Source organism: Xenorhabdus stockiae (assembly GCF_002632825.1).
GTDB classification, from domain to species: domain Bacteria; phylum Pseudomonadota; class Gammaproteobacteria; order Enterobacterales; family Enterobacteriaceae; genus Xenorhabdus; species Xenorhabdus stockiae.
Map to the genome: position 1 here is coordinate 1 of NZ_NJAJ01000006.1, position 19369 is coordinate 19369.

General features: G+C 45.0%; 15 protein-coding genes and 2 tRNA genes. 11 read left to right on the top strand and 6 right to left on the bottom strand.

Going from position 1 to position 19369, the window contains the following annotated elements; all coding sequences use genetic code 11:
- Positions 1 to 13 precede the first annotated feature (13 nt).
- Both Xsto_RS03725 and Xsto_RS03730 read left to right on the top strand, forming a co-directional pair.
- Positions 14 to 90: transfer RNA gene (locus Xsto_RS03725), tRNA-Asp, on the top strand.
- A gap of 7 nt (positions 91 to 97) precedes the next feature.
- Positions 98 to 173 (top strand) — tRNA-Trp (locus tag Xsto_RS03730).
- A 151-nt stretch (positions 174 to 324) separates the two neighbouring features.
- Here the strand turns inward: Xsto_RS03730 and hdfR are convergent.
- Positions 325 to 1161: an HTH-type transcriptional regulator HdfR gene (hdfR, locus tag Xsto_RS03735; protein ID WP_099124134.1), complete on the bottom strand. Its 837-nt coding sequence runs from the start codon at positions 1159 to 1161 to the stop codon at positions 325 to 327.
- A gap of 116 nt (positions 1162 to 1277) precedes the next feature.
- On the opposite strand from hdfR, the gene Xsto_RS03740 reads away from it, so the two are divergent.
- A complete protein-coding gene (locus tag Xsto_RS03740; RefSeq protein WP_099109288.1) occupies positions 1278 to 1616 on the top strand; it encodes a MaoP family protein in 339 nt (112 codons plus the stop codon).
- Between the two features lie 56 nt (positions 1617 to 1672).
- Here the strand turns inward: Xsto_RS03740 and Xsto_RS03745 are convergent, their stop codons facing one another.
- On the bottom strand, positions 1673 to 3199 hold the full coding sequence (locus Xsto_RS03745) for a YifB family Mg chelatase-like AAA ATPase (protein WP_099124135.1): 1527 nt from the start codon (positions 3197 to 3199) through the stop codon (positions 1673 to 1675).
- 568 nt (positions 3200 to 3767) lie between these two features.
- Between Xsto_RS03745 and Xsto_RS03750 the strand changes: the two genes are divergently transcribed.
- The 6 genes from Xsto_RS03750 (at position 3768) to ilvA (ending at position 10347) form a co-directional block, all read left to right on the top strand.
- The gene (locus Xsto_RS03750) at positions 3768 to 3860 is read left to right on the top strand and encodes an IlvGEDA operon leader peptide (RefSeq protein WP_099109290.1); all 93 of its coding nucleotides are present in this window, start codon (positions 3768 to 3770) and stop codon (positions 3858 to 3860) included.
- Positions 3861 to 3997: 137 nt separating this feature from the next.
- On the top strand, positions 3998 to 5644 hold the full coding sequence (ilvG, locus tag Xsto_RS03755; RefSeq protein ID WP_099124136.1) for an acetolactate synthase 2 catalytic subunit: 1647 nt from the start codon (positions 3998 to 4000) through the stop codon (positions 5642 to 5644).
- Positions 5641 to 5898: an acetolactate synthase 2 small subunit gene (gene ilvM, locus Xsto_RS03760; RefSeq protein ID WP_099109292.1), complete on the top strand. Its 258-nt coding sequence runs from the start codon at positions 5641 to 5643 to the stop codon at positions 5896 to 5898. The genes ilvG and ilvM overlap by 4 nt, the downstream gene beginning before the upstream one ends.
- Positions 5899 to 5923: 25 nt before the next feature.
- Positions 5924 to 6850 (top strand): branched-chain amino acid transaminase, encoded by a 927-nt coding sequence (locus Xsto_RS03765; protein WP_099109293.1) that lies wholly within the window; start codon positions 5924 to 5926, stop codon positions 6848 to 6850.
- A 96-nt stretch (positions 6851 to 6946) separates the two neighbouring features.
- A complete protein-coding gene (gene ilvD / locus Xsto_RS03770) occupies positions 6947 to 8797 on the top strand; it encodes a dihydroxy-acid dehydratase (protein ID WP_099124137.1) in 1851 nt (616 codons plus the stop codon).
- 2 nt (positions 8798 to 8799) lie between these two features.
- The gene (gene ilvA, locus Xsto_RS03775) at positions 8800 to 10347 is read left to right on the top strand and encodes a threonine ammonia-lyase, biosynthetic (protein WP_099124138.1); all 1548 of its coding nucleotides are present in this window, start codon (positions 8800 to 8802) and stop codon (positions 10345 to 10347) included.
- A gap of 83 nt (positions 10348 to 10430) precedes the next feature.
- On the opposite strand, the gene ilvY is transcribed toward ilvA, so the two are convergent.
- Positions 10431 to 11342: an HTH-type transcriptional activator IlvY gene (gene ilvY / locus Xsto_RS03780; protein WP_099124139.1), complete on the bottom strand. Its 912-nt coding sequence runs from the start codon at positions 11340 to 11342 to the stop codon at positions 10431 to 10433.
- Positions 11343 to 11508: 166 nt separating this feature from the next.
- On the opposite strand from ilvY, the gene ilvC reads away from it, so the two are divergent.
- Positions 11509 to 12987 (top strand): ketol-acid reductoisomerase, encoded by a 1479-nt coding sequence (gene ilvC / locus Xsto_RS03785; RefSeq protein ID WP_099124140.1) that lies wholly within the window; start codon positions 11509 to 11511, stop codon positions 12985 to 12987.
- Between the two features lie 57 nt (positions 12988 to 13044).
- Here the strand turns inward: ilvC and Xsto_RS03790 are convergent, their stop codons facing one another.
- Positions 13045 to 14160 carry a class II histone deacetylase gene (locus tag Xsto_RS03790; RefSeq protein ID WP_099124141.1) on the bottom strand — a complete coding sequence of 372 codons (1116 nt, stop codon included), beginning with the start codon at positions 14158 to 14160 and terminating at the stop codon, positions 13045 to 13047.
- Positions 14161 to 14405: 245 nt separating this feature from the next.
- On the opposite strand from Xsto_RS03790, the gene rep reads away from it, so the two are divergent.
- Entirely contained in the window at positions 14406 to 16436 is a 2031-nt protein-coding gene (gene rep, locus Xsto_RS03795; protein ID WP_099124142.1) for a DNA helicase Rep, read from the top strand.
- Positions 16437 to 16531: 95 nt separating this feature from the next.
- On the opposite strand, the gene gppA is transcribed toward rep, so the two are convergent.
- Both gppA and rhlB read right to left on the bottom strand, forming a co-directional pair.
- Positions 16532 to 18040: a guanosine-5'-triphosphate,3'-diphosphate diphosphatase gene (gene gppA / locus Xsto_RS03800; RefSeq protein WP_099124143.1), complete on the bottom strand. Its 1509-nt coding sequence runs from the start codon at positions 18038 to 18040 to the stop codon at positions 16532 to 16534.
- Between the two features lie 37 nt (positions 18041 to 18077).
- The gene (gene rhlB / locus Xsto_RS03805; RefSeq protein WP_099109301.1) at positions 18078 to 19361 is read right to left on the bottom strand and encodes an ATP-dependent RNA helicase RhlB; all 1284 of its coding nucleotides are present in this window, start codon (positions 19359 to 19361) and stop codon (positions 18078 to 18080) included.
- Between the last annotated feature and the right edge of the window lie 8 nt (positions 19362 to 19369).

The window sequence follows — 19369 nt, forward strand, 5'->3', positions numbered from 1 at the left end:
AACAGTATTCGGTGGTGCGGTAGTTCAGTTGGTTAGAATACCGGCCTGTCACGCCGGGGGTCGCGGGTTCGAGTCCCGTCCGCACCGCCACCGATTTAGGGGCGTAGTTCAATTGGTAGAGCACCGGTCTCCAAAACCGGGTGTTGGGAGTTCGAGTCTCTCCGCCCCTGCCAGTTAATAACTAAGTAATAATTTATAGTTTTCAGATTAATAGCCCAGCTAATTTTAGCTGGGTTTTTTCTTTTTGTTTTTTTGCATTAATAATCCCTCCACAGCTCTTTTGCTTAGAGTTTTATACGATCTAAGACTCTAGACTGAATCTCATCAATTTGTCACTGGAGCTTTTTCAACAGGTATTTTTAATAATTGTTGGATAAGTGTATGTTGGTCGCTATTTTGTAACCACACGGCATATAGTGGTCGTTTAATTTGCTCATTATCTGGTGCTATAACAAGTTTTGAATACTCTTCAAGCCAGTGAACTGGTAGGAATGTCGCAGCATTGACACTTTCCAATAGCTCTCTGGCAATATGTGCTGAGGTAGTGGTTATGATAGGAGGGTGCTCACTTTTCAGAATCAGTTGCTCTTGTTGGTGAAAATCTGCTCCCCATTCCAGCTTTATGTAATTTTCTATACCTTGTTCAATATTATTTTGAGTAGTTAATAAAACAAGCTGAATACTCCCGATCAGCTGACTCTGGAATTCATCCATTTTTGGTGGCTCTGTTGTGATTAAAAGATCTAATTCACGAGAGTGTAGCTGTTTAACAAGAGATTGCCGTGTGGAGACGCGTGATTCGATTCTGATTCCCTGATTATCGCAATAAAACATATTCAACCAAGGGGTTAGATAAGCTTCCCACAGAGATGCAGTAGCGCCGATAGAGAGCTCTGTATGTTGTGAGACATAGCTGATCTCTTTTTTCGCTAATTGCCAGGTATTCATTAACGATTCTGCATAGGGAACCAGACGTTCACCCGCAGCTGTCAGGCGAATATTATTGCGATGTCGTGTGAATAAATTAGCACCAAGTTGATTCTCCAGTTGTCGGATCCGAAAGCTAACGGCGGATTGTGTTAGATAGAGTGATTCAGCTGCCCGACCAAAGTGACGAGTCTTACTGACTTCCAAAAAGGTTTTCAGTAATTCGGTGTCCACATGCATCTCCAATAGTTTTTGTCGTTATGATTTAAATATTTTGTTTTACAGAATGTCAAGCCTCCCTAATACTCCGCGCCATAATTAGTATGACAGTAGAGTTAGGAGTGTGTCAGATGGCTGAAAGCTTCATCACGACTAATCGTTTTTTTGATAATAAACATTATCCACGCGGATTTTCCCGTCACGGTGATTTCACCATCAAAGAGGCCCAATTGCTAGAACGTCATGGCAATGCGTTCAATGAATTGGATCTTGGTAAACGTGAACCACAAACAGAAGAAGAAAAACTGTTTGTAGCAGTTTGCCGTGGTGAGCGTGCACCTGTAACAATAGCGGAAAAAGTATGGTTTAAGTATTTGGAGAAAATCAGACGTCCAAAACGTTTCCATACCCTTTCCGGCGGAAAACCACAGTTAGATCCTGCTGAGGATTTCACTGATAGTGATGATTAATATCATCATTGGGATGAAGGATCCATCAAGAGGGGCAAATATGCCCCTTTTCCACATTATCCAACCTGATTTTGTAGCTGAATAAGCAACCTATCCATGCTCCGGTAGCTGAGCGCTTCCATAATATCTGGCTTTTCTATTTTCTTTTGTTCTTTTAAGTCTGCAATAGTACGTGAAACTTTTAGGATTCGGTGCCATGCACGTACAGATAGTCCCAATTTTAGTAAAGTATTTTCCAGAAAGATGGCATCTTCCATCTTTAGTCTACAAACTTTTTCTGTTTGCTTACAGGTAAGATGGGCGTTTACATATCCATTGCGTTCTATTTGTATATTTCTGGCATTTTCTACTCTTTTTTTAACCTCGTGGCTACTTTCCCCATGTTTTGTTGATGATTTGCTGAGGATACCGGGAGGAAGCAGAGGAACGTCTATAGAAAGGTCAAAACGGTCTAAAAATGGACCTGATAGTTTGGCAAGGTAGCGTAATACCTGCTGTGGACTGCTGCGATTATGTAATCCCTGATGATATCCGGTCGGGCTTGGGTTCATGGCAGCGATCAATTGAACACGGGCAGGGAAACAAACTTTTGCTTTGGCTCGTGATATCACAATCTCGCCAGATTCTAATGGCTCACGTAATGCATCAAGAACAGTACGGTTAAATTCCGGTAATTCATCCAGAAATAAAACACCATTATGTGCAAGGGAGATTTCTCCGGGTTTAGGTATTGAGCCTCCTCCAACAAGAGCCGCCATTGATGAGCTATGGTGAGGCGCTCTAAATGGCCGTATATGCCATTTTTGAGGGTTAATTGACTGACCAGCCAGACTATTGATTGCCGCAACGTGTAACGCTTCCTGATGCGTTAGAGGTGGCAGTAGATCACATAGTCGGCTGGCCAGCATGGTTTTACCTGTACCGGGAGGTCCAAGTAACAAGAGATTATGACCTCCTGCGGCTGTTATCTCCAGAGCCCGTTTCGCTTGTTCCTGTCCAATAATGTCCTGTAGATCTAGAACAAGTGGCTCGGTTTTTAAAGTGATCGGAGCAGGAGAAAATAAGATGTTTTTTTCACCTCGCAGGAAGTGACAGACTTGCAGTAATCGGTTGGCTAATAACGTTTCATTTTGAGACAGAATAGCCAGTTCAGCCTGATTTTCTGTAGATAAAATTAACTGCCTGCCTGAATTTCTGGCACTAAGTGCGGCGGGAATTGCCCCCATAACCTTGCGTATCTCTCCTGAAAGCGCAAGCTCTCCTAAAAACTCATAATGATTTAACTCAGTTGACGGGATCTGTTCCGAAGCTGCCAGAATTGCAATGGCGATAGGTAAATCATATCTTCCCCCTTCTTTGGGAAGATCTGCTGGAGCCAGATTAACCGTGATCCTTTTTGCCGGGTAGGTAAAACCACTATTGATTAAGGCACTTCTGACACGATCTCTGGCCTCCTTGACAGTAGTTTCAGGTAAACCAACGAGAGTTAAACCGGGTAGGCCGTTACTGATATGTGCTTCTATTGTGACAAGCGGGGAATCGACACCGATAGTGGCTCGGGTGTAGATAATCGCAAGAGTCATAATGCTTTCCTTAGCCAAAAAAATCCATCATGACTTATTGAAAAATAATAAAAAGCCACCTTTTGTTATTTTGCGAAGCCTTTCGAAAATATAATTATTGTTATTACCACACTGACATTTTTTAATTTTAGCTATTTTATGTTATTTGTTGATTCTATTATTAATTTCTATTTTTCTTTGAATGAGTGGGGTTAGTTTCATTCTGGGTTGTTATCATGTTTATTATTACTTTTATTTAGATAAATGGATTATTTTACTGACTTATTATGATCAGTTTTTTTTGATAAACCCTGTTTTTATAAGCATCTATATATGATTTATAGGTCATTAAGTTACATTTTGATAATTTACTTAATTAATTATTTTACTAAAACGGTAGATAATGATTTTTTTCTCATCATGAAATAGATAAAATCCAGAGGATTTGTCTGCTTTTGTTTTATCTTACTGAAAATAATAAGTAATATTATTTTTTCGTAAAAAAATAAAAATAATCATTGTCAACAATAATAGAAAGTGATAATTCTAAAATATATGTCGAACCTATAAAAAGTAAAAACGAACCTTTATGAAGAAATATGTTCTCGTGATTAGCCTAATTATTAGCGTGGTAGTGATTATTCTACCGTGCGGGGGCGCACTTGGACGAAGGAAGGCGTAGACATAAAATACAGCCAGATTTCACAAAGACCCCCGCCCTAAAAAATAGAGCGGGGTTTTTTTTTAGCACTTATAAACAAACATAAAACAACATCACAAGAAGCCACTGACAGAGTAAATACCGATAGGAGGATGGCTATGAATGGGGCGCAATGGGTTGTACAGGCACTACGGACACAGGGAGTGGAGAAAGTTTTCGGTTACCCCGGCGGAGCCATTATGCCAGTGTATGATGCTTTGTATGATGGTGGTATTGAACATTTGCTATGCCGCCACGAACAAGGGGCGGTAATGGCAGCCATTGGTTATGCAAGGGCAAGCGATAAACCGGGAGTTTGTATTGCCACATCGGGACCAGGAGCAACAAACCTAATTACAGGGCTGGCTGATGCGCTATTGGATTCTGTGCCTGTGGTTGCCATTACCGGTCAGGTAAGTTCTGAAGTTATCGGTACTGATGCTTTTCAGGAAATCGATATGTTGGGGCTTTCTCTTGCCTGTACTAAACACAGTTTTCTGGTGGAGTCGCTGGAAAAATTACCTCAAATTATGGCGGAAGCTTTTTCCATCGCTATGGAAGGTCGCCCCGGTCCTGTTCTGATAGATTTACCAAAAGATATTCAGTTAAAACAGGGGGATTTTACACCTTATTTAAGCCCTGTTGTTACCCCATCTACTCTTCCTGAGAACGCACTGACACAAGCCCGCAATATGATGGTTTATTCTCAAAAACCTGTTTTATATGTAGGAGGAGGGGTTGGGATAGCGGGCGCAGTACCTGAATTACGTCGTCTGGTAGAAGAAACGGGAATACCGGTAGTTTCTACTCTTAAAGGATTAGGGGCTGCAGATGCCCAACATGAATGCTATTTGGGTATGTTAGGAATGCACGGAACAAAGGCGGCTAACTTAGCTGTTCAGTCCTGCGATTTACTGATTGCCGTTGGAGCGCGTTTTGACGACCGTGTGACAGGGAAATTAGATACCTTCGCCCCCCATGCCAAAGTCATCCATATAGATATCGATCCGGCTGAATTAAATAAATTACGTCAGGCACATATTTCATTAAAAGGTAATTTAAAAACATTATTACCTTATCTACAGCAGCCTTTATCGATCGAAGCATGGCAACAAGAAGTTAAGCAGTTAAAAGAAATACACGCATGGCGTTATGACTATCAGGGCGAAAAAATTTATGCCCCAGCCTTATTGAAACTGATATCTGATCGCAAGCCACCTAATACTGTTATTACCACCGATGTTGGACAGCATCAGATGTGGACAGCTCAGCATATGACGTTTGACAAACCGGAAAATTTTATTACTTCCAGTGGACTGGGAACGATGGGGTTTGGTATTCCAGCTGCAATTGGAGCGCAGATGGTGCGCCCGGGCGATATGGTTATTTGTATATCCGGTGATGGTTCTTTCATGATGAATGTTCAGGAGCTGGGAACGATTAAACGCAAGAAACTGCCAATCAAGATGGTTTTATTGGATAACCAGCGTTTGGGAATGGTAAAACAGTGGCAGGAGTTATTTTTTGACCGTCGTTATAGTGAAACAATCCTGACTGATAATCCTGACTTTATTACCTTAGCAAAAGCGTTTGATATTCCGGGCCAGCATGTTACTGAAAAATCACAGATAGATGCTGCATTGGACGCCTTGTTCAATAGTGAAGGCCCTTATTTGTTACACGTATCCATTGATGAATTTGAAAATGTTTGGCCATTGGTTCCACCCGGTGCAAGCAATGCAAATATGTTGGAGAAGTTATTATGATGCAACATCAACTTGCTATTCAGGCTCGGTTTTGTCCTGAGATTCTTGAAAGAATTCTGAGAGTTACCCGTCATAGGGGTTTTCAAATATGCGCATTGAATATGGATCATACAGTAGATAGTGATAGTGTATGTATTGAACTCACTGTTGCCAGCCAGCGCCCTGTAAATTTACTTTTTGCTCAGTTGGTAAAGCTGGTTGATGTTGCCGGTGTTGAGATACAACATAATAAATCACAATTGATAAGCGCATAGTGCGCGATGGAAAGGAAACAAAAGAATGACAAAGCAAGCTGATTATATTTGGTTCAATGGCGAAATGGTTCCTTGGGCTGATGCAAAAGTACACGTTATGTCCCATGCCTTGCATTATGGAACATCAGTCTTTGAAGGTATTCGCTGTTATAACTCCCATAAAGGGCCTGTTGTTTTTCGCCACCGAGAGCATATGCAGCGTTTACGTGATTCAGCCAAAATTTACCGTATGCCAGTGAGCCAGAGTGTTGATGAGTTAATGGAAGCTTGTCGTGCAACACTTCGCAAAAACAAATTAGTCAGCGCTTACATTCGTCCATTAGTTTTTATTGGTGATGTGGGTATGGGGGTTAATCCTCCCGAAGGTTATCAAACAGATGTCATCATTGCTGCTTTCCCGTGGGGAGCCTATCTCGGCGAAGAAGCACTGGATCAGGGGATTGATGCAATGGTTTCTTCGTGGAATCGTATAGCAGCCAACACTATCCCGACAGCGGCAAAGGCGGGCGGAAATTATTTGTCTTCTTTGCTGGTGGGGAGTGAGGCAAGGCGTCATGGCTATCAGGAAGGGATTGCTTTGGATGTTCATGGTTATATTTCAGAAGGCGCAGGTGAAAATTTATTCGAAGTAAAAAATGGTATTTTGTTCACGCCGCCATTTTCTTCTTCTGCCCTACCGGGGATCACACGGGACGCTATCATCAGATTGGCACAGGACCTTGGTCTGGAAGTGCGTGAACAGACTCTTTCCCGCGAATCGCTTTATCTGGCTGATGAAGTTTTTATGACGGGTACAGCCGCAGAAATCACTCCGGTTCGTAGTGTAGATGGTATACAGGTCGGGATTGGCCGGTGCGGGCCAGTTACCAAAAAGATCCAAAATGCATTCTTTGGCTTATTTGATGGCACGACAGAAGATAAATGGGGCTGGTTAGACCCTGTGAATCCTTAATAAAAAATAAAAAACTGACAGGCGGCTCGTTCCCCGCCTGTTTTCAGATGCTGATTAGATGCTATCAATATTAGACAGACACGGGAGTGAAAAATAATGCCTAAATATCGTTCTGCTACAACAACCCATGGCCGTAATATGGCAGGGGCGCGTGCTTTATGGCGTGCGACGGGGATGACTGATGAGGATTTTGGAAAACCTATCATTGCTGTTGTGAATTCATTTACTCAATTCGTACCCGGGCATGTTCATTTGCGGGATTTGGGCAAGCTGGTGGCAGAGCAGATTGAGGCTTCAGGAGGGGTTGCAAAGGAATTTAATACCATTGCCGTTGATGATGGTATCGCAATGGGGCACGGAGGAATGCTGTATTCATTGCCATCCCGTGAGCTGATTGCGGATTCTGTGGAATATATGGTGAATGCACATTGTGCGGATGCAATGGTGTGTATTTCGAACTGCGATAAGATCACCCCCGGTATGCTGATGGCATCTCTGCGCCTGAATATTCCGGTTATTTTCGTTTCCGGCGGCCCGATGGAAGCAGGAAAAACACGGTTATCGGATCAAATTATCAAGTTGGATCTGGTCGATGCCATGATTCAGGGAGCCAATCCGAATATCAGTGATGAACAAAGTGATCAGATTGAACGCTCTGCCTGCCCGACTTGCGGTTCCTGTTCCGGTATGTTTACGGCGAATTCAATGAACTGCCTGACGGAAGCTCTGGGGCTTTCTCAGCCGGGAAATGGTTCATTACTTGCTACACATGCCGATCGTAAGACTCTGTTTCTCAACGCGGGTAAGCGCATTGTTGAACTGACTAAACGTTACTACGAGCAAAATGATGACAGTGCGTTGCCACGTAATATTGCGACTAAAGCTGCATTTGAGAATGCCATGACGCTGGATATTGCAATGGGGGGATCGACAAACACTGTGCTGCATTTATTGGCCGCCGCGCAGGAGGGAGATGTTGATTTCACCATGACAGATATTGATCGTCTGTCTCGTCAGGTTCCCCATTTGTGTAAGGTAGCACCAAGTACCCAAAAATATCACATGGAAGATGTGCATCGTGCTGGTGGTGTGATTGGTATTCTCGGTGAACTGGATCGGGCAGGGCTTTTAAATCGCCATGTGAAGAATATTCTGGGTTTAGATTTGCCACAAACGCTGGCCCAGTATGATGTTATGCAGACCGCCGATGAAGCTGTAAAAAGCATGTATGCAGCAGGCCCGGCAGGTATTAGAACTACTCAGGCTTTTTCTCAGAACTGTCGTTGGCCATCTTTGGATACAGATAGGAAAGAAGGCTGTATTCGTGAACTGTCCTATGCCTATAGTCAGGATGGGGGGCTTGCGGTGCTGTCCGGTAACATTGCTGTGGATGGCTGCATTGTGAAAACCGCAGGAGTGGATGAAAGTATTCTGACTTTCCGTGGCCCAGCTAAAGTTTATGAAAGTCAGGAAGATGCCGTAGATGCGATTCTGGGTGGAAAAGTCGTAGCAGGTGATGTGGTTGTTATTCGTTATGAAGGCCCGAAAGGTGGCCCCGGTATGCAGGAGATGCTTTACCCGACGACCTACCTGAAATCAATGGGATTAGGTAAAAGTTGTGCTTTGATTACGGATGGACGTTTCTCGGGGGGGACATCGGGATTGTCAATTGGCCATGTCTCTCCTGAAGCGGCTAATGGTGGTTTAATTGGTCTGGTACATGATGGCGATATCATCGACATTGATATTCCAAACCGCAAGATTCAATTGGATGTCAGTGAAAAAGAGCTTGCCGAGCGGGTGCAGAAAGAATTATCCCGTGGCGATAAAGCATGGACACCCAAATTCAGGGAACGTCAGGTTTCTTTTGCCCTGCGTGCTTATGCTTCACTAGCGACCAGCGCCGATAAAGGGGCTGTGCGTGATAAGACTAAACTGGGAGGGTAATTGTGGTCGTTTATCCTCTTAATCCTGAACCTAAAGGGGCGGAATATCTCAAAGCAGCCCTAAGTGCGCCCGTTTATGACGTTGCTCAGGTTACGCCATTACAGGAAATGAAAAAAATCTCCGCTCGTTTAAATAACACCATTTTGGTTAAACGGGAAGATCGTCAGTTGGTACACAGTTTCAAACTGCGTGGTGCCTACGCGATGATTGCCAGCCTGACGGAAGAACAAAAAGTCAGGGGAGTTATTACGGCATCAGCAGGCAATCATGCACAGGGCGTTGCCTTATCCGCCAGTAAAGTGGGTATCAGAGCGACTATTGTGATGCCGGTAGCGACAGCCGATATTAAAGTTGATGCTGTGCGCAGTCTGGGTGGTGAAGTGCTGTTACATGGTGCGAATTTCGATGAAGCAAAAGCCAAAGCTATCGAAATGGCAAAGGAACACAGGTATACATTTGTCCCTCCTTTTGATCACCCGGCAGTCATTGCCGGTCAGGCAACTTTGGCAATGGAATTGTTACAGCAGGATGTTCACCTTGATCGTATTTTTGTTCCGGTTGGCGGTGGCGGGTTAATTGCAGGTGTTGCTGTTCTGATTAAACAACTTGTACCAGAAATGAAAATTATTGGGGTAGAAGCAGAGGATTCTGCCTGCCTGAAAGCAGCACTGGAAGCCGGACATCCGGTCGATTTACCGAGAGTGGGTTTATTTGCGGAAGGTGTTGCCGTCAAGCGTATTGGGGATGAAACATTCCGCCTTTGTCAGAAATATGTTGATGATGTCATTACAGTTGATAGCGATGCTATTTGTGCTGCCATGAAAGATATTTTTGAAGACGTGCGTGCCATTGCTGAACCTTCTGGTGCTTTGGCACTGGCAGGATTGAAGAAATACGTCCAGCAGCATCAAATCAAGGGAGAAAGGCTCGCGCATATTCTTTCTGGTGCGAATGTGAACTTCCATGGTTTACGTTATGTTTCAGAGCGTTGCGAACTGGGAGAGCAGCGTGAGGCTTTGCTGGCAGTCACTATTCCTGAACAGAAAGGCAGTTTCCTGACATTTTGTCAGATGCTGGGAAGCCGTTTTGTGACAGAATTCAGTTATCGTTATTCGGATTCTGCCGAACCAAATAAGGCTCGCGTTTTTGTCGGTATCAGACTGAATCGTGGAAATACGGAACGTATTGAAATTATTGAAGAGTTAAAAGCGGCAGGTTATCAGGTCGCTGATTTGACCGATGATGAAATGGCGAAACTGCATGTCCGCTATATGATTGGCGGCAGGCCATCCAAGCCGTTGCAGGAGCGATTATTCAGCTTTGCTTTCCCTGAATCGCCGGGCGCTTTGCTGAAATTTTTACAGACATTAGGGGCGCACTGGAATATCACGCTGTTTCATTATCGTAGTCATGGCACGGATTATGGACGAGTATTGACGGCTTTTGAACTTTCAGAGGAAGAACTCCGTTTTGACCGACATCTGGATGAGTTAGGCTACGAATATCATGATGAGACGAATAATCCCTCATTTAATTTGCTGTTGAGATAGGAATACTCGGGCCTGTGGGAAACAGAGATAGCGCCATAACAGGCGCTATTAGTTTAATGATGAAATTTCTTCTGTTCTTATCATCATCCAATGCTTGATGAATGACTATCAGACGATAGCAACCGCCAAAATGCTTTTATCAACGGCTCATTCAGCCGCTTGCTTAGTGCACAAACGCCTAATTCAAATGGTTCAACCAACGAAATATTTTCCAGCAGCGATATACGGCTGCGTACCGGTTCAGGGCTGTTTTCAACGACAACCGCAGGAATGAGAGCGATACCGCAACCTAAAGCAACCATCGATACAATGGCTTCATGGCCTGAAACGGTTGCATAAATTTGTGGATGATTAATTTTGTGGCGGCGGAACCAAAGCTCAATACGCTTACGAGAGGGACCATGTTCCGGCAGAATGAATGGGATCTCATTCCAGTCAGGATATTCTTGTGTGGCTAATGATCTCACAGCACAGGGTAAAGCCGGGGCGATTAGGACTAGCGGGATTTCGCCAATCTTGGTAAAACTGATGTTATCAGGCAGTTTCTCAGGTTTACCTGCAATACCCAAATCCGCTTCTTCAGACTGGATTTTATCAACGGCATCGGCGGCATCGCCTGTTGTCAGTTTGATCTCCACCAAAGGGTGTTCCGCCCGGAATTTATCCAGAACCTGAGGAAGGTGGCTATAAGCGGCTGTCACTGAACAGAAAAGGCGTAATTCTCCCGTTAATGACGGGCTTTGGTGATTCAGCGAGTGAAGCAGTTGCTGATATTGTAATAATGTATGCTGGGCAAATTGTTTTAGCTGTTCGCCCGCAGTGGTGAGTTTTACTGTCCGGTTATCCCGCAGAAACAGTGGGTGAGCCAATTGATCTTCAAGGCGCTGAATTTGGCGTGAAAGCGTAGAAGGGCTGACATGCATTGCTTTAGCCGTGCGGCCAAAATGACAACTTTCTGCAAGATGTAAAAACAGTTTTAAATCACGTAGATCCATCGTTTCAGTGCCTTCTGCTGAAAGTTTTTTCTGTAAATTGTCTCAAAAAAGATATGTTGCGTAAACTGCAATATAGTCTTGTCAATATATCAATTTAAGCAATGTCTTTCATGGCATATATTGGCTGAATGCAAACAACATCACACCTAATTATATCGGAGTCACCATGGCTAATTATTTTGATACATTGAATTTACGCCAGCAGTTGGCGCAGCTGGGCAAATGCCGTTTTATGGCAAGAGAAGAATTTGCTGACGAGGCAGGGTATTTAAAAGGCAAGAAAGTGGTGATTGTCGGGTGTGGTGCTCAAGGCCTGAATCAGGGGCTTAATATGCGTGACTCCGGTCTGGATATTGCCTATGCCCTGCGTAAAGAAGCCATTGAAGAAAAACGGGCTTCGTGGCGCAAGGCAACTGAAAATGGTTTCAGAGTCGGTACCTATGAAGAGTTGATCCCACAGGCTGATTTGGTTATTAACCTGACGCCCGACAAACAACACTCTGCCGTTGTTCAGGCTGTTCAGCCATTGATGAAAGAAGGTGCTGCGCTGGGGTATTCCCACGGTTTTAATATTGTCGAAGTAGGTGAACAGGTTCGCAAAGATATTACTGTTGTGATGGTTGCTCCGAAGTGTCCGGGAACGGAAGTGCGTGAAGAATATAAGCGTGGTTTTGGTGTTCCGACTCTGCTTGCTGTACATCCGGAAAACGATGTAAAAGGCGAAGGGATGGCAATTGCGAAAGCATGGGCAGCAGCAACCGGAGGCCATCGGGCAGGCGTTCTGGAATCCTCATTTGTCGCAGAAGTAAAATCTGACTTGATGGGTGAGCAGACCATTCTGTGTGGCATGTTACAGGCAGGTTCTCTGCTGTGTTATGACAAGCTGGTGGCTGATGGCGCAGAGCCGGGTTATGCCGGTAAACTTATCCAGTTTGGCTGGGAAACTATCACTGAAGCCCTGAAACAGGGTGGGATTACTCTGATGATGGACAGGCTTTCCAATCCGGCAAAACTGAGGGCTTATGCGCTTTCGGAACAGTTGAAAGCTATTCTGACTCCGTTATTCCAGAAACATATGGATGATATTATTTCCGGCCAATTCTCTTCAGGCATGATGGCGGATTGGGCGAATGACGATAAGGATTTGTTGAACTGGAGAGCTGAAACCGGTCAGACACCATTTGAAAACTATCCTGATTACAGCGGTCATATCAGCGAGCAGGAATACTTTGATCATGGTGTATTAATGATTGCCATGGTTAAAGCCGGGGTTGAGCTGGCATTTGAAACAATGGTGGATTCAGGCATCATCGAAGAGTCTGCTTATTATGAGTCACTGCATGAACTGCCATTGATTGCGAATACCATTGCTCGTAAACGTCTCTACGAAATGAACGTCGTCATCTCTGATACGGCTGAATACGGTAACTACCTGTTCTCTTATGTGGCAGTACCTCTGTTACAGAAAGAATTTATGTCATCTTTACAGGCAGGGGATTTAGGTAAAGCTGTTGCTGATAATGGTATCGATAATGCTCAGTTGCGTGATGTTAACGATGCGATTCGTAACCACCCGATTGAAACTATAGGCCGGACTTTGCGTGGTTATATGACTGATATGAAACGCATTGCTGTTGGCGGATAATTCTGATGATGCTATGCCCGATACATCGTATCGGGCATACTATTTTCCTCGTTCGGGCTACAAATGAAATCTCTGTTTCAGCGCATCAATTTCCTGACGCTGGAATGTGTTAAAATGTTCCCTTGGCTGTTGCCTCTGGACCATTTCCAGTAAAGGATCCTGAACTTCCGTGCGAACGCCGCTTAATTCTTCCAGCACAGCCAGACCACAGAAAGGTACATAGAGTTCTGAATAACCACCTTCATGGACAACAACCAGCTTACCATCACATAATTCATCAGCTGTCTGCTGTATTTTGCGCGTCATTTCTCGGAAGCTGTCACTGTGTAATTGCATGCGAGCCAGCGGGTCCATGGCATTGGCATCATAGCCACTGGCGACAATAATCAACTCAGGCTGGTAACGGTATAATGCGGGCAGGACGATTTGATCCATGGCATACATGTAGCTGTTGTGTCCGGCTCCGGCCATCAATGGAATATTGATATTGAAACCTTCTCCTTTATCCGCACCGATATCGTCTTCTCCACTATATCCTTCGGGATAGCAACCATCCTGATGCAGGGAAATAGTTAAAACGTCATCACGTTCGCAAAAAATATGTTGTGTTCCGTTACCGTGGTGAACATCCCAGTCAACGACTGCAACCCGCCCAAGCCCAAACTGCTTTTTGGCTCGTTCAATGGCGAGGGGAATATTGGCGAAATAACAAAAACCCATTGCTTGATCTGGCAGGCAATGGTGTCCGGGAGGTCGGGAAAGGCTATAGGCGTTATCGAGTTCACCATGCAGGACGGCCTCTACCGCAGCACAGGTCAGTCCGGCAGACAGTTTAGCTATTTCATAGCTGCCAGCCCCTACAGGTGCTGCGTGCCCAAGCAAACCGGTTCCATTATCGCTCATAGACTTAAAACGTTGTAAATACTCGGTTGGGTGGATGAGTTTTAAGGTCGCTTCATCAAGAGGATCAGCACCTGATAGCTGCAATGAACGGCTTAAACCAGAAACATCCATTAAATTTTTCATTCTGCGTTTGGTTTCTGGTGATTCAGCATGCCCCGACCCAGAAGGAGGTTGTATCCATCCTCCAACAGGAAGCATGACAACATGCTGTATGCCGGAATTGTGCCAGAAGCAGCTTTCATCAAAGAAAAAACCGGTTTTTCGTAACATATTGCATCCTATTTGACAGGTTTTATGACATTGTTATTTATTACATATAGAAAAGTAGTAAATCTATTACGGATTAGGAATTTTAAGATCGATAAAATAATAATTTTTGATTGTTGAGTATTAGATTCACTCAAGAATAAATCATCGTAGTGGCCTGACTGGTGAAGAAAAACGCCTTATTACATGGCTTTCTGCTACAATTTCGTTCCTTACTTTTTTCATCCTGATATAACTTTCAAAACAGTATGCGATTAAATCCCAGCCAACAACAAGCGGTTGAATTTGTGACAGGGCCTTGTCTGGTTCTGGCAGGTGCAGGCTCCGGTAAGACCAGAGTTATCACCAATAAAATAGCCCATCTGATACGTGCCTGCGGTTATCAAGCCCGCCATATTGCGGCGGTGACCTTTACCAACAAAGCTGCACGAGAAATGAAAGAACGTGTGGCACAGACATTAGGACGTAAGGAAACCAGAGGCCTGATGATTTCCACTTTTCATACGTTGGGATTGGAAATCATTAAGCGTGAATATAAAGCGTTGGGCATGAAGAGTAATTTCTCTTTGTTCGACGATCAGGATCAAATGGCTTTGCTGAAAGATTTGACGGCGGATTTACTGGAGGAAGACAAAGATCTATTACAAAAACTGATCTCAAGTATTTCTGGCTGGAAAAATGATCTGATGTCACCGGAGCAGGTAATCAGGCAGGCTCGCTCAGAACAGGAACATTACTTTGCTGAGTGTTATCGGCGTTATGATTTACACTTGAACAGTTGTAATGTGCTCGACTTTGATGATCTGATCACTAAACCAACGTTACTGTTAATGCGGGATGAAGAAGTCAGGGAGCGCTGGCAGAATAGAATTCGTTATCTGCTGGTGGATGAATATCAGGACACCAACACCAGCCAGTATCAGCTGGTAAAATTGTTGGTTGGCAACCGGGCACGTTTTACGGTGGTTGGTGATGATGATCAATCAATTTATTCTTGGCGCGGTGCCCGTCCACAAAACCTGATCCTGTTAAAAGAAGATTTTCCTCAGCTTAATGTGATCAAGCTGGAGCAGAATTACCGCTCATCAGGGAGAATACTGAAATCGGCAAATATTCTGATTGCAAATAATCCCCACGTTTTCGAGAAAAAACTGTTTTCTGAATTGGGCTATGGTGATCCTCTTCGTGTGATCGAAGCCAATAATGAAGATCATGAAGCTGAACGCGTAGTCGGTGAGTTGATCGCACATCACTTTATCAATAAAACCGATTATAAGGATTACGCAATCCTGTATCGCGGTAATCATCAATCCCGCATTTTTGAAAAAATGCTGATGCAAAGCCGTATACCGTATCGTATTTCTGGTGGAACTTCATTTTTTTCCCGGCCGGAAATTAAGGACTTACTTTCTTATTTGCGCGTACTGACTAATCCTGATGATGACAGCGCTTTTCTACGGGTTGTCAATACACCACGTAGAGAAATAGGTGCGGTGACGGTTCAGAAGCTAGGCGAATGGGCCAAGCAGCGTAACAAAAGTCTGTATCATGCCAGTTTCGATCTTGGTCTGGAGCAGAATCTCTCTGGTCGTGGATTGGCAGCCTTACAGCGCTTTACCCACTGGATAAATGAAATTTCACATCAGGCAGAACGAGATCCATTGTTAGCTGTGAGGGATTTATTGCATGGCATGGATTACGAAAGTTGGTTGCATGAAACTTCCCCCAGCCCTAAAGCGGCTGAAATGAGGATGAAGAATGTTAACCAGCTTTTTACCTGGATGAGTGAGATGTTCGAAGGGGATGACCTGAATGAACCGATGACACTTTCTCAGGTCGTAGCCCGCTTCACTCTGCGGGATATGTTGGAGCGCGGAGAGGAAAGTGAGGAGTCGGATCAGGTACAGCTTATGACGCTACATGCTTCCAAAGGGCTAGAATTCCCTTATGTTTTTATGGTGGGTATGGAAGAGGGATTATTGCCACATCAGAGCAGTATTGATGAAGATAATATTGAGGAAGAACGACGTTTGGCGTATGTCGGTATTACCCGCGCCCAGCGTGAACTCTTTCTCACCCTGAGTAAAGAGCGCCGTCAGTACGGGGAACTAATACGCCCGGAACCGAGTCGGTTTCTGTTAGAGCTGCCTCAGGATGATCTGGACTGGCCGCAAGGCAAGAAAGTGGTCAGTGCAGAAGAACGCATGAAACGGGGGCAGTCACGTCTTGCTGATATCAAATCCCGTTTTGGCCTTGGGCAGAAAACGGGCGGTGACTGATCTCGTCAGGAAAACCTGCCGTAATCCCTCGCCCCTGCTGTATTTTCAGGCATGTATCTGGGGTGAGGGATTCATTTTTTTATAAGGTGCCGGGTTTATCCCAAATGAGTGTTGCTCTGCTCTTCAATAAAAAGTGGCCAGTGGACATAATGTTGCCATGTACTTTCCTGATGCAGAATTTCAGCCCTGAGAGGATGCTGGGCTTGCCACTGATATGGAAGCGTGATGGTAAGCGTTTCATTTTCAGCCTGTAAACGCAGAGCAGACAAAGAGTCATCCTGCCGTCGGCTGGCGAAAATAATGGCGAGACGCAGTAAACGACACAATCGCAGTGCCAGCTGTGCCGGTAAGGCATTTTGCTGATTCAGTGATGCTAAATCGATAGCTCCGCTCTGATTTTGCAATAATGTCGCTAGCAGGCGTTTTTGAGCAGGGGTGTAACCGGGTAGATCTAAATGACTAATCAGATAAGCAGAATGAGCCGGCCCCTGACGGAAATCGATACACAGGCCGATTTCATGCAGCAAACAAACACTGACTAACAGTTCCCGGCATCGCTCATCCAGTTCCCATGTTTTAGCAACTTGCTGAAAGAAATGTTCTGCCAGTTGTCTGACGCGCAGTGCCTGTTCTGCATCAATCTGAAAACGCTGCTGAATATTCTGTAGGGTTCTGGCCCGGACATCCTGCTCGACAGGTAATTCCAGCATTCCGTAAACCAGACCTTCCCGCAACGCGCCTCCTGCCAGAATCATGCTCTCAATTTCTAATGCCTGAAAGATAGCAATCAGGATTGCGAGGCCACTTGGAAAAACCAGTGCCCGCTCCAGAGTCAGGCCATTTATTTCCAGCTCTTCCAGCTTCCCGCATTCAATCGCCTTAGATTTGAGTTGTTGCAGTTTGGGCAGAGTGATAAGTTCATCCATGCCCTGAGCAATCATTATCTCCTGAAGCGCCTGAACGGTGCCGGATGCTCCGACACAAATCTGCCAGCCCTGTTGCAGCAGTGTTGTGGTGACCGGAGCAAGGATCTGGTGAGCTGCCGCTTCTGCTTTGGCAAAGTTTTCTTCTGTCAGGCTGCGATCATTGAAATAACGTTCGAGCCAGGTAACACAACCCATCTCAAGGCTGAATAACTGTGTGGCATTTGCGCCTGTACCTGTAACCAGCTCTGTACTGCCCCCGCCAATATCCACCACCAGACGCTCCTCCGGACCGCCTGTGGTGTGAGCAACGCCCTGATAAATCAGTCGGGCTTCTTCTTCCCCTCTGATAACTTTGACCGGGGAACCTAAGATTTCAGAGGCTTTCCCGACAAACTCACCGGAATTTTCAGCAAGTCGCAGTGTAGCTGTCGCGACAACGCGGATCTGTGGAGCAGGAATATCCTGCAAATATTCCGCAAAAAGGCGAAGGCATTGCCATCCTCGTTCCATTGCCTGCTGTGATAAGTGGTTATTTTTATCTAATCCAGCGGCCAGCCTGACCTTACGCTTGATTCGGGCAACCACCTGAATACTATCGGATACTCTGCGGACAACCAGCATATGAAAGCTGTTTGAGCCTAAATCGATAGCGGCATAGAGCGAAGAAGAACTCAGCATTTTGTTATTCCAGAATTACATTAATCAGCCTGAACATTTATGGATTGCGTTTACGATTACGAACAGTGTTTCCACGGCGTGGCATATTAGTGCGGCGTGGATGTCCCCCTGAACGCGAACGGTTACGGCGTTTGGGCACTGGTAAATCTTTCAGCAATGCATCACTGTTATATTTGCTTACAGGGATCTGGTGCTGAATATATTCTTCAATAGCTGGCAGATTCAGCGCGTACTCTTCACAAGCCAAACTGATTGAATGACCACTTTCGCCTGCTCGACCGGTTCGGCCAATGCGATGGACGTAGTCTTCACAGTCATCCGGCAAATCATAGTTAAATACGTGTGTTACTGATGGAATATGCAGCCCGCGTGCAGCAACATCGGTAGCAACCAGAATATCCACATTCCCCAGACTGAACTCTTCCAGTATGCGCAGGCGTTTTTTCTGTGCGACATCACCGGTCAGCAGGCCGACACGATGACCATCGGCAGCCAGATGTGCCCAGATATCTTCACAGCGATGTTTGGTATTAGCAAAAATAATACAGCGGTCTGGCCACTCTTCTTCCAACAGGGTCTGTAGCAGACTCATTTTCTCTTCATTGGAAGGATAAAACAGTTCTTCCTGAATGCGGTGCCCTGTTTTCTGTAATGGTTCGACTTCGACATACTCAGGATTGTTCATCTGCTCAAAAGCTAACTCACGTACCCGATAAGAGAGTGTAGCGGAAAACAGCAGCGTCATACGCTGAGTCGCAGAAGGAATACGACGGAATAGCCAGCGGATATCCTTGATAAAACCAAGGTCATACATCCGATCCGCTTCATCCAGTACAACAACCTGAATAGCGCTGAGATTAATATATCCCTGCTTAGCATAATCAATCAGGCGGCCTGTAGTACCAATGATGATATCAACACCGGCTTCCAGTACTTTTAGCTGCTTATCATAGCCATCTCCGCCATAAGCAAGCCCCATTTTCAGCCCGGTGGCTTCAGCCAGTTCTTCTGCATCAGAATAAATCTGGACAGCCAGTTCGCGGGTCGGAGCCATAATCAGCGCGCGTGGCTGATTGGTTTTATGATCCGCCGCAGCGGGGTGGCTTAGTAAATAATGAAAAGTAGACGTCAGAAATGCCAGCGTCTTACCCGTTCCTGTTTGTGCTTGCCCCGCAACATCTTGGCCTTCGACAGTAAAAGGCAATGTTAGCGCCTGTATTGGCGTACAGTTTGAAAAGCCCTTTTTATCAAGGGCTTCAATGACCTTGGGGTGCAATGCGAAGTCGGAAAACTTCTTTTCTGTCAAATGTGTTTTGCTCATAGTGTGGT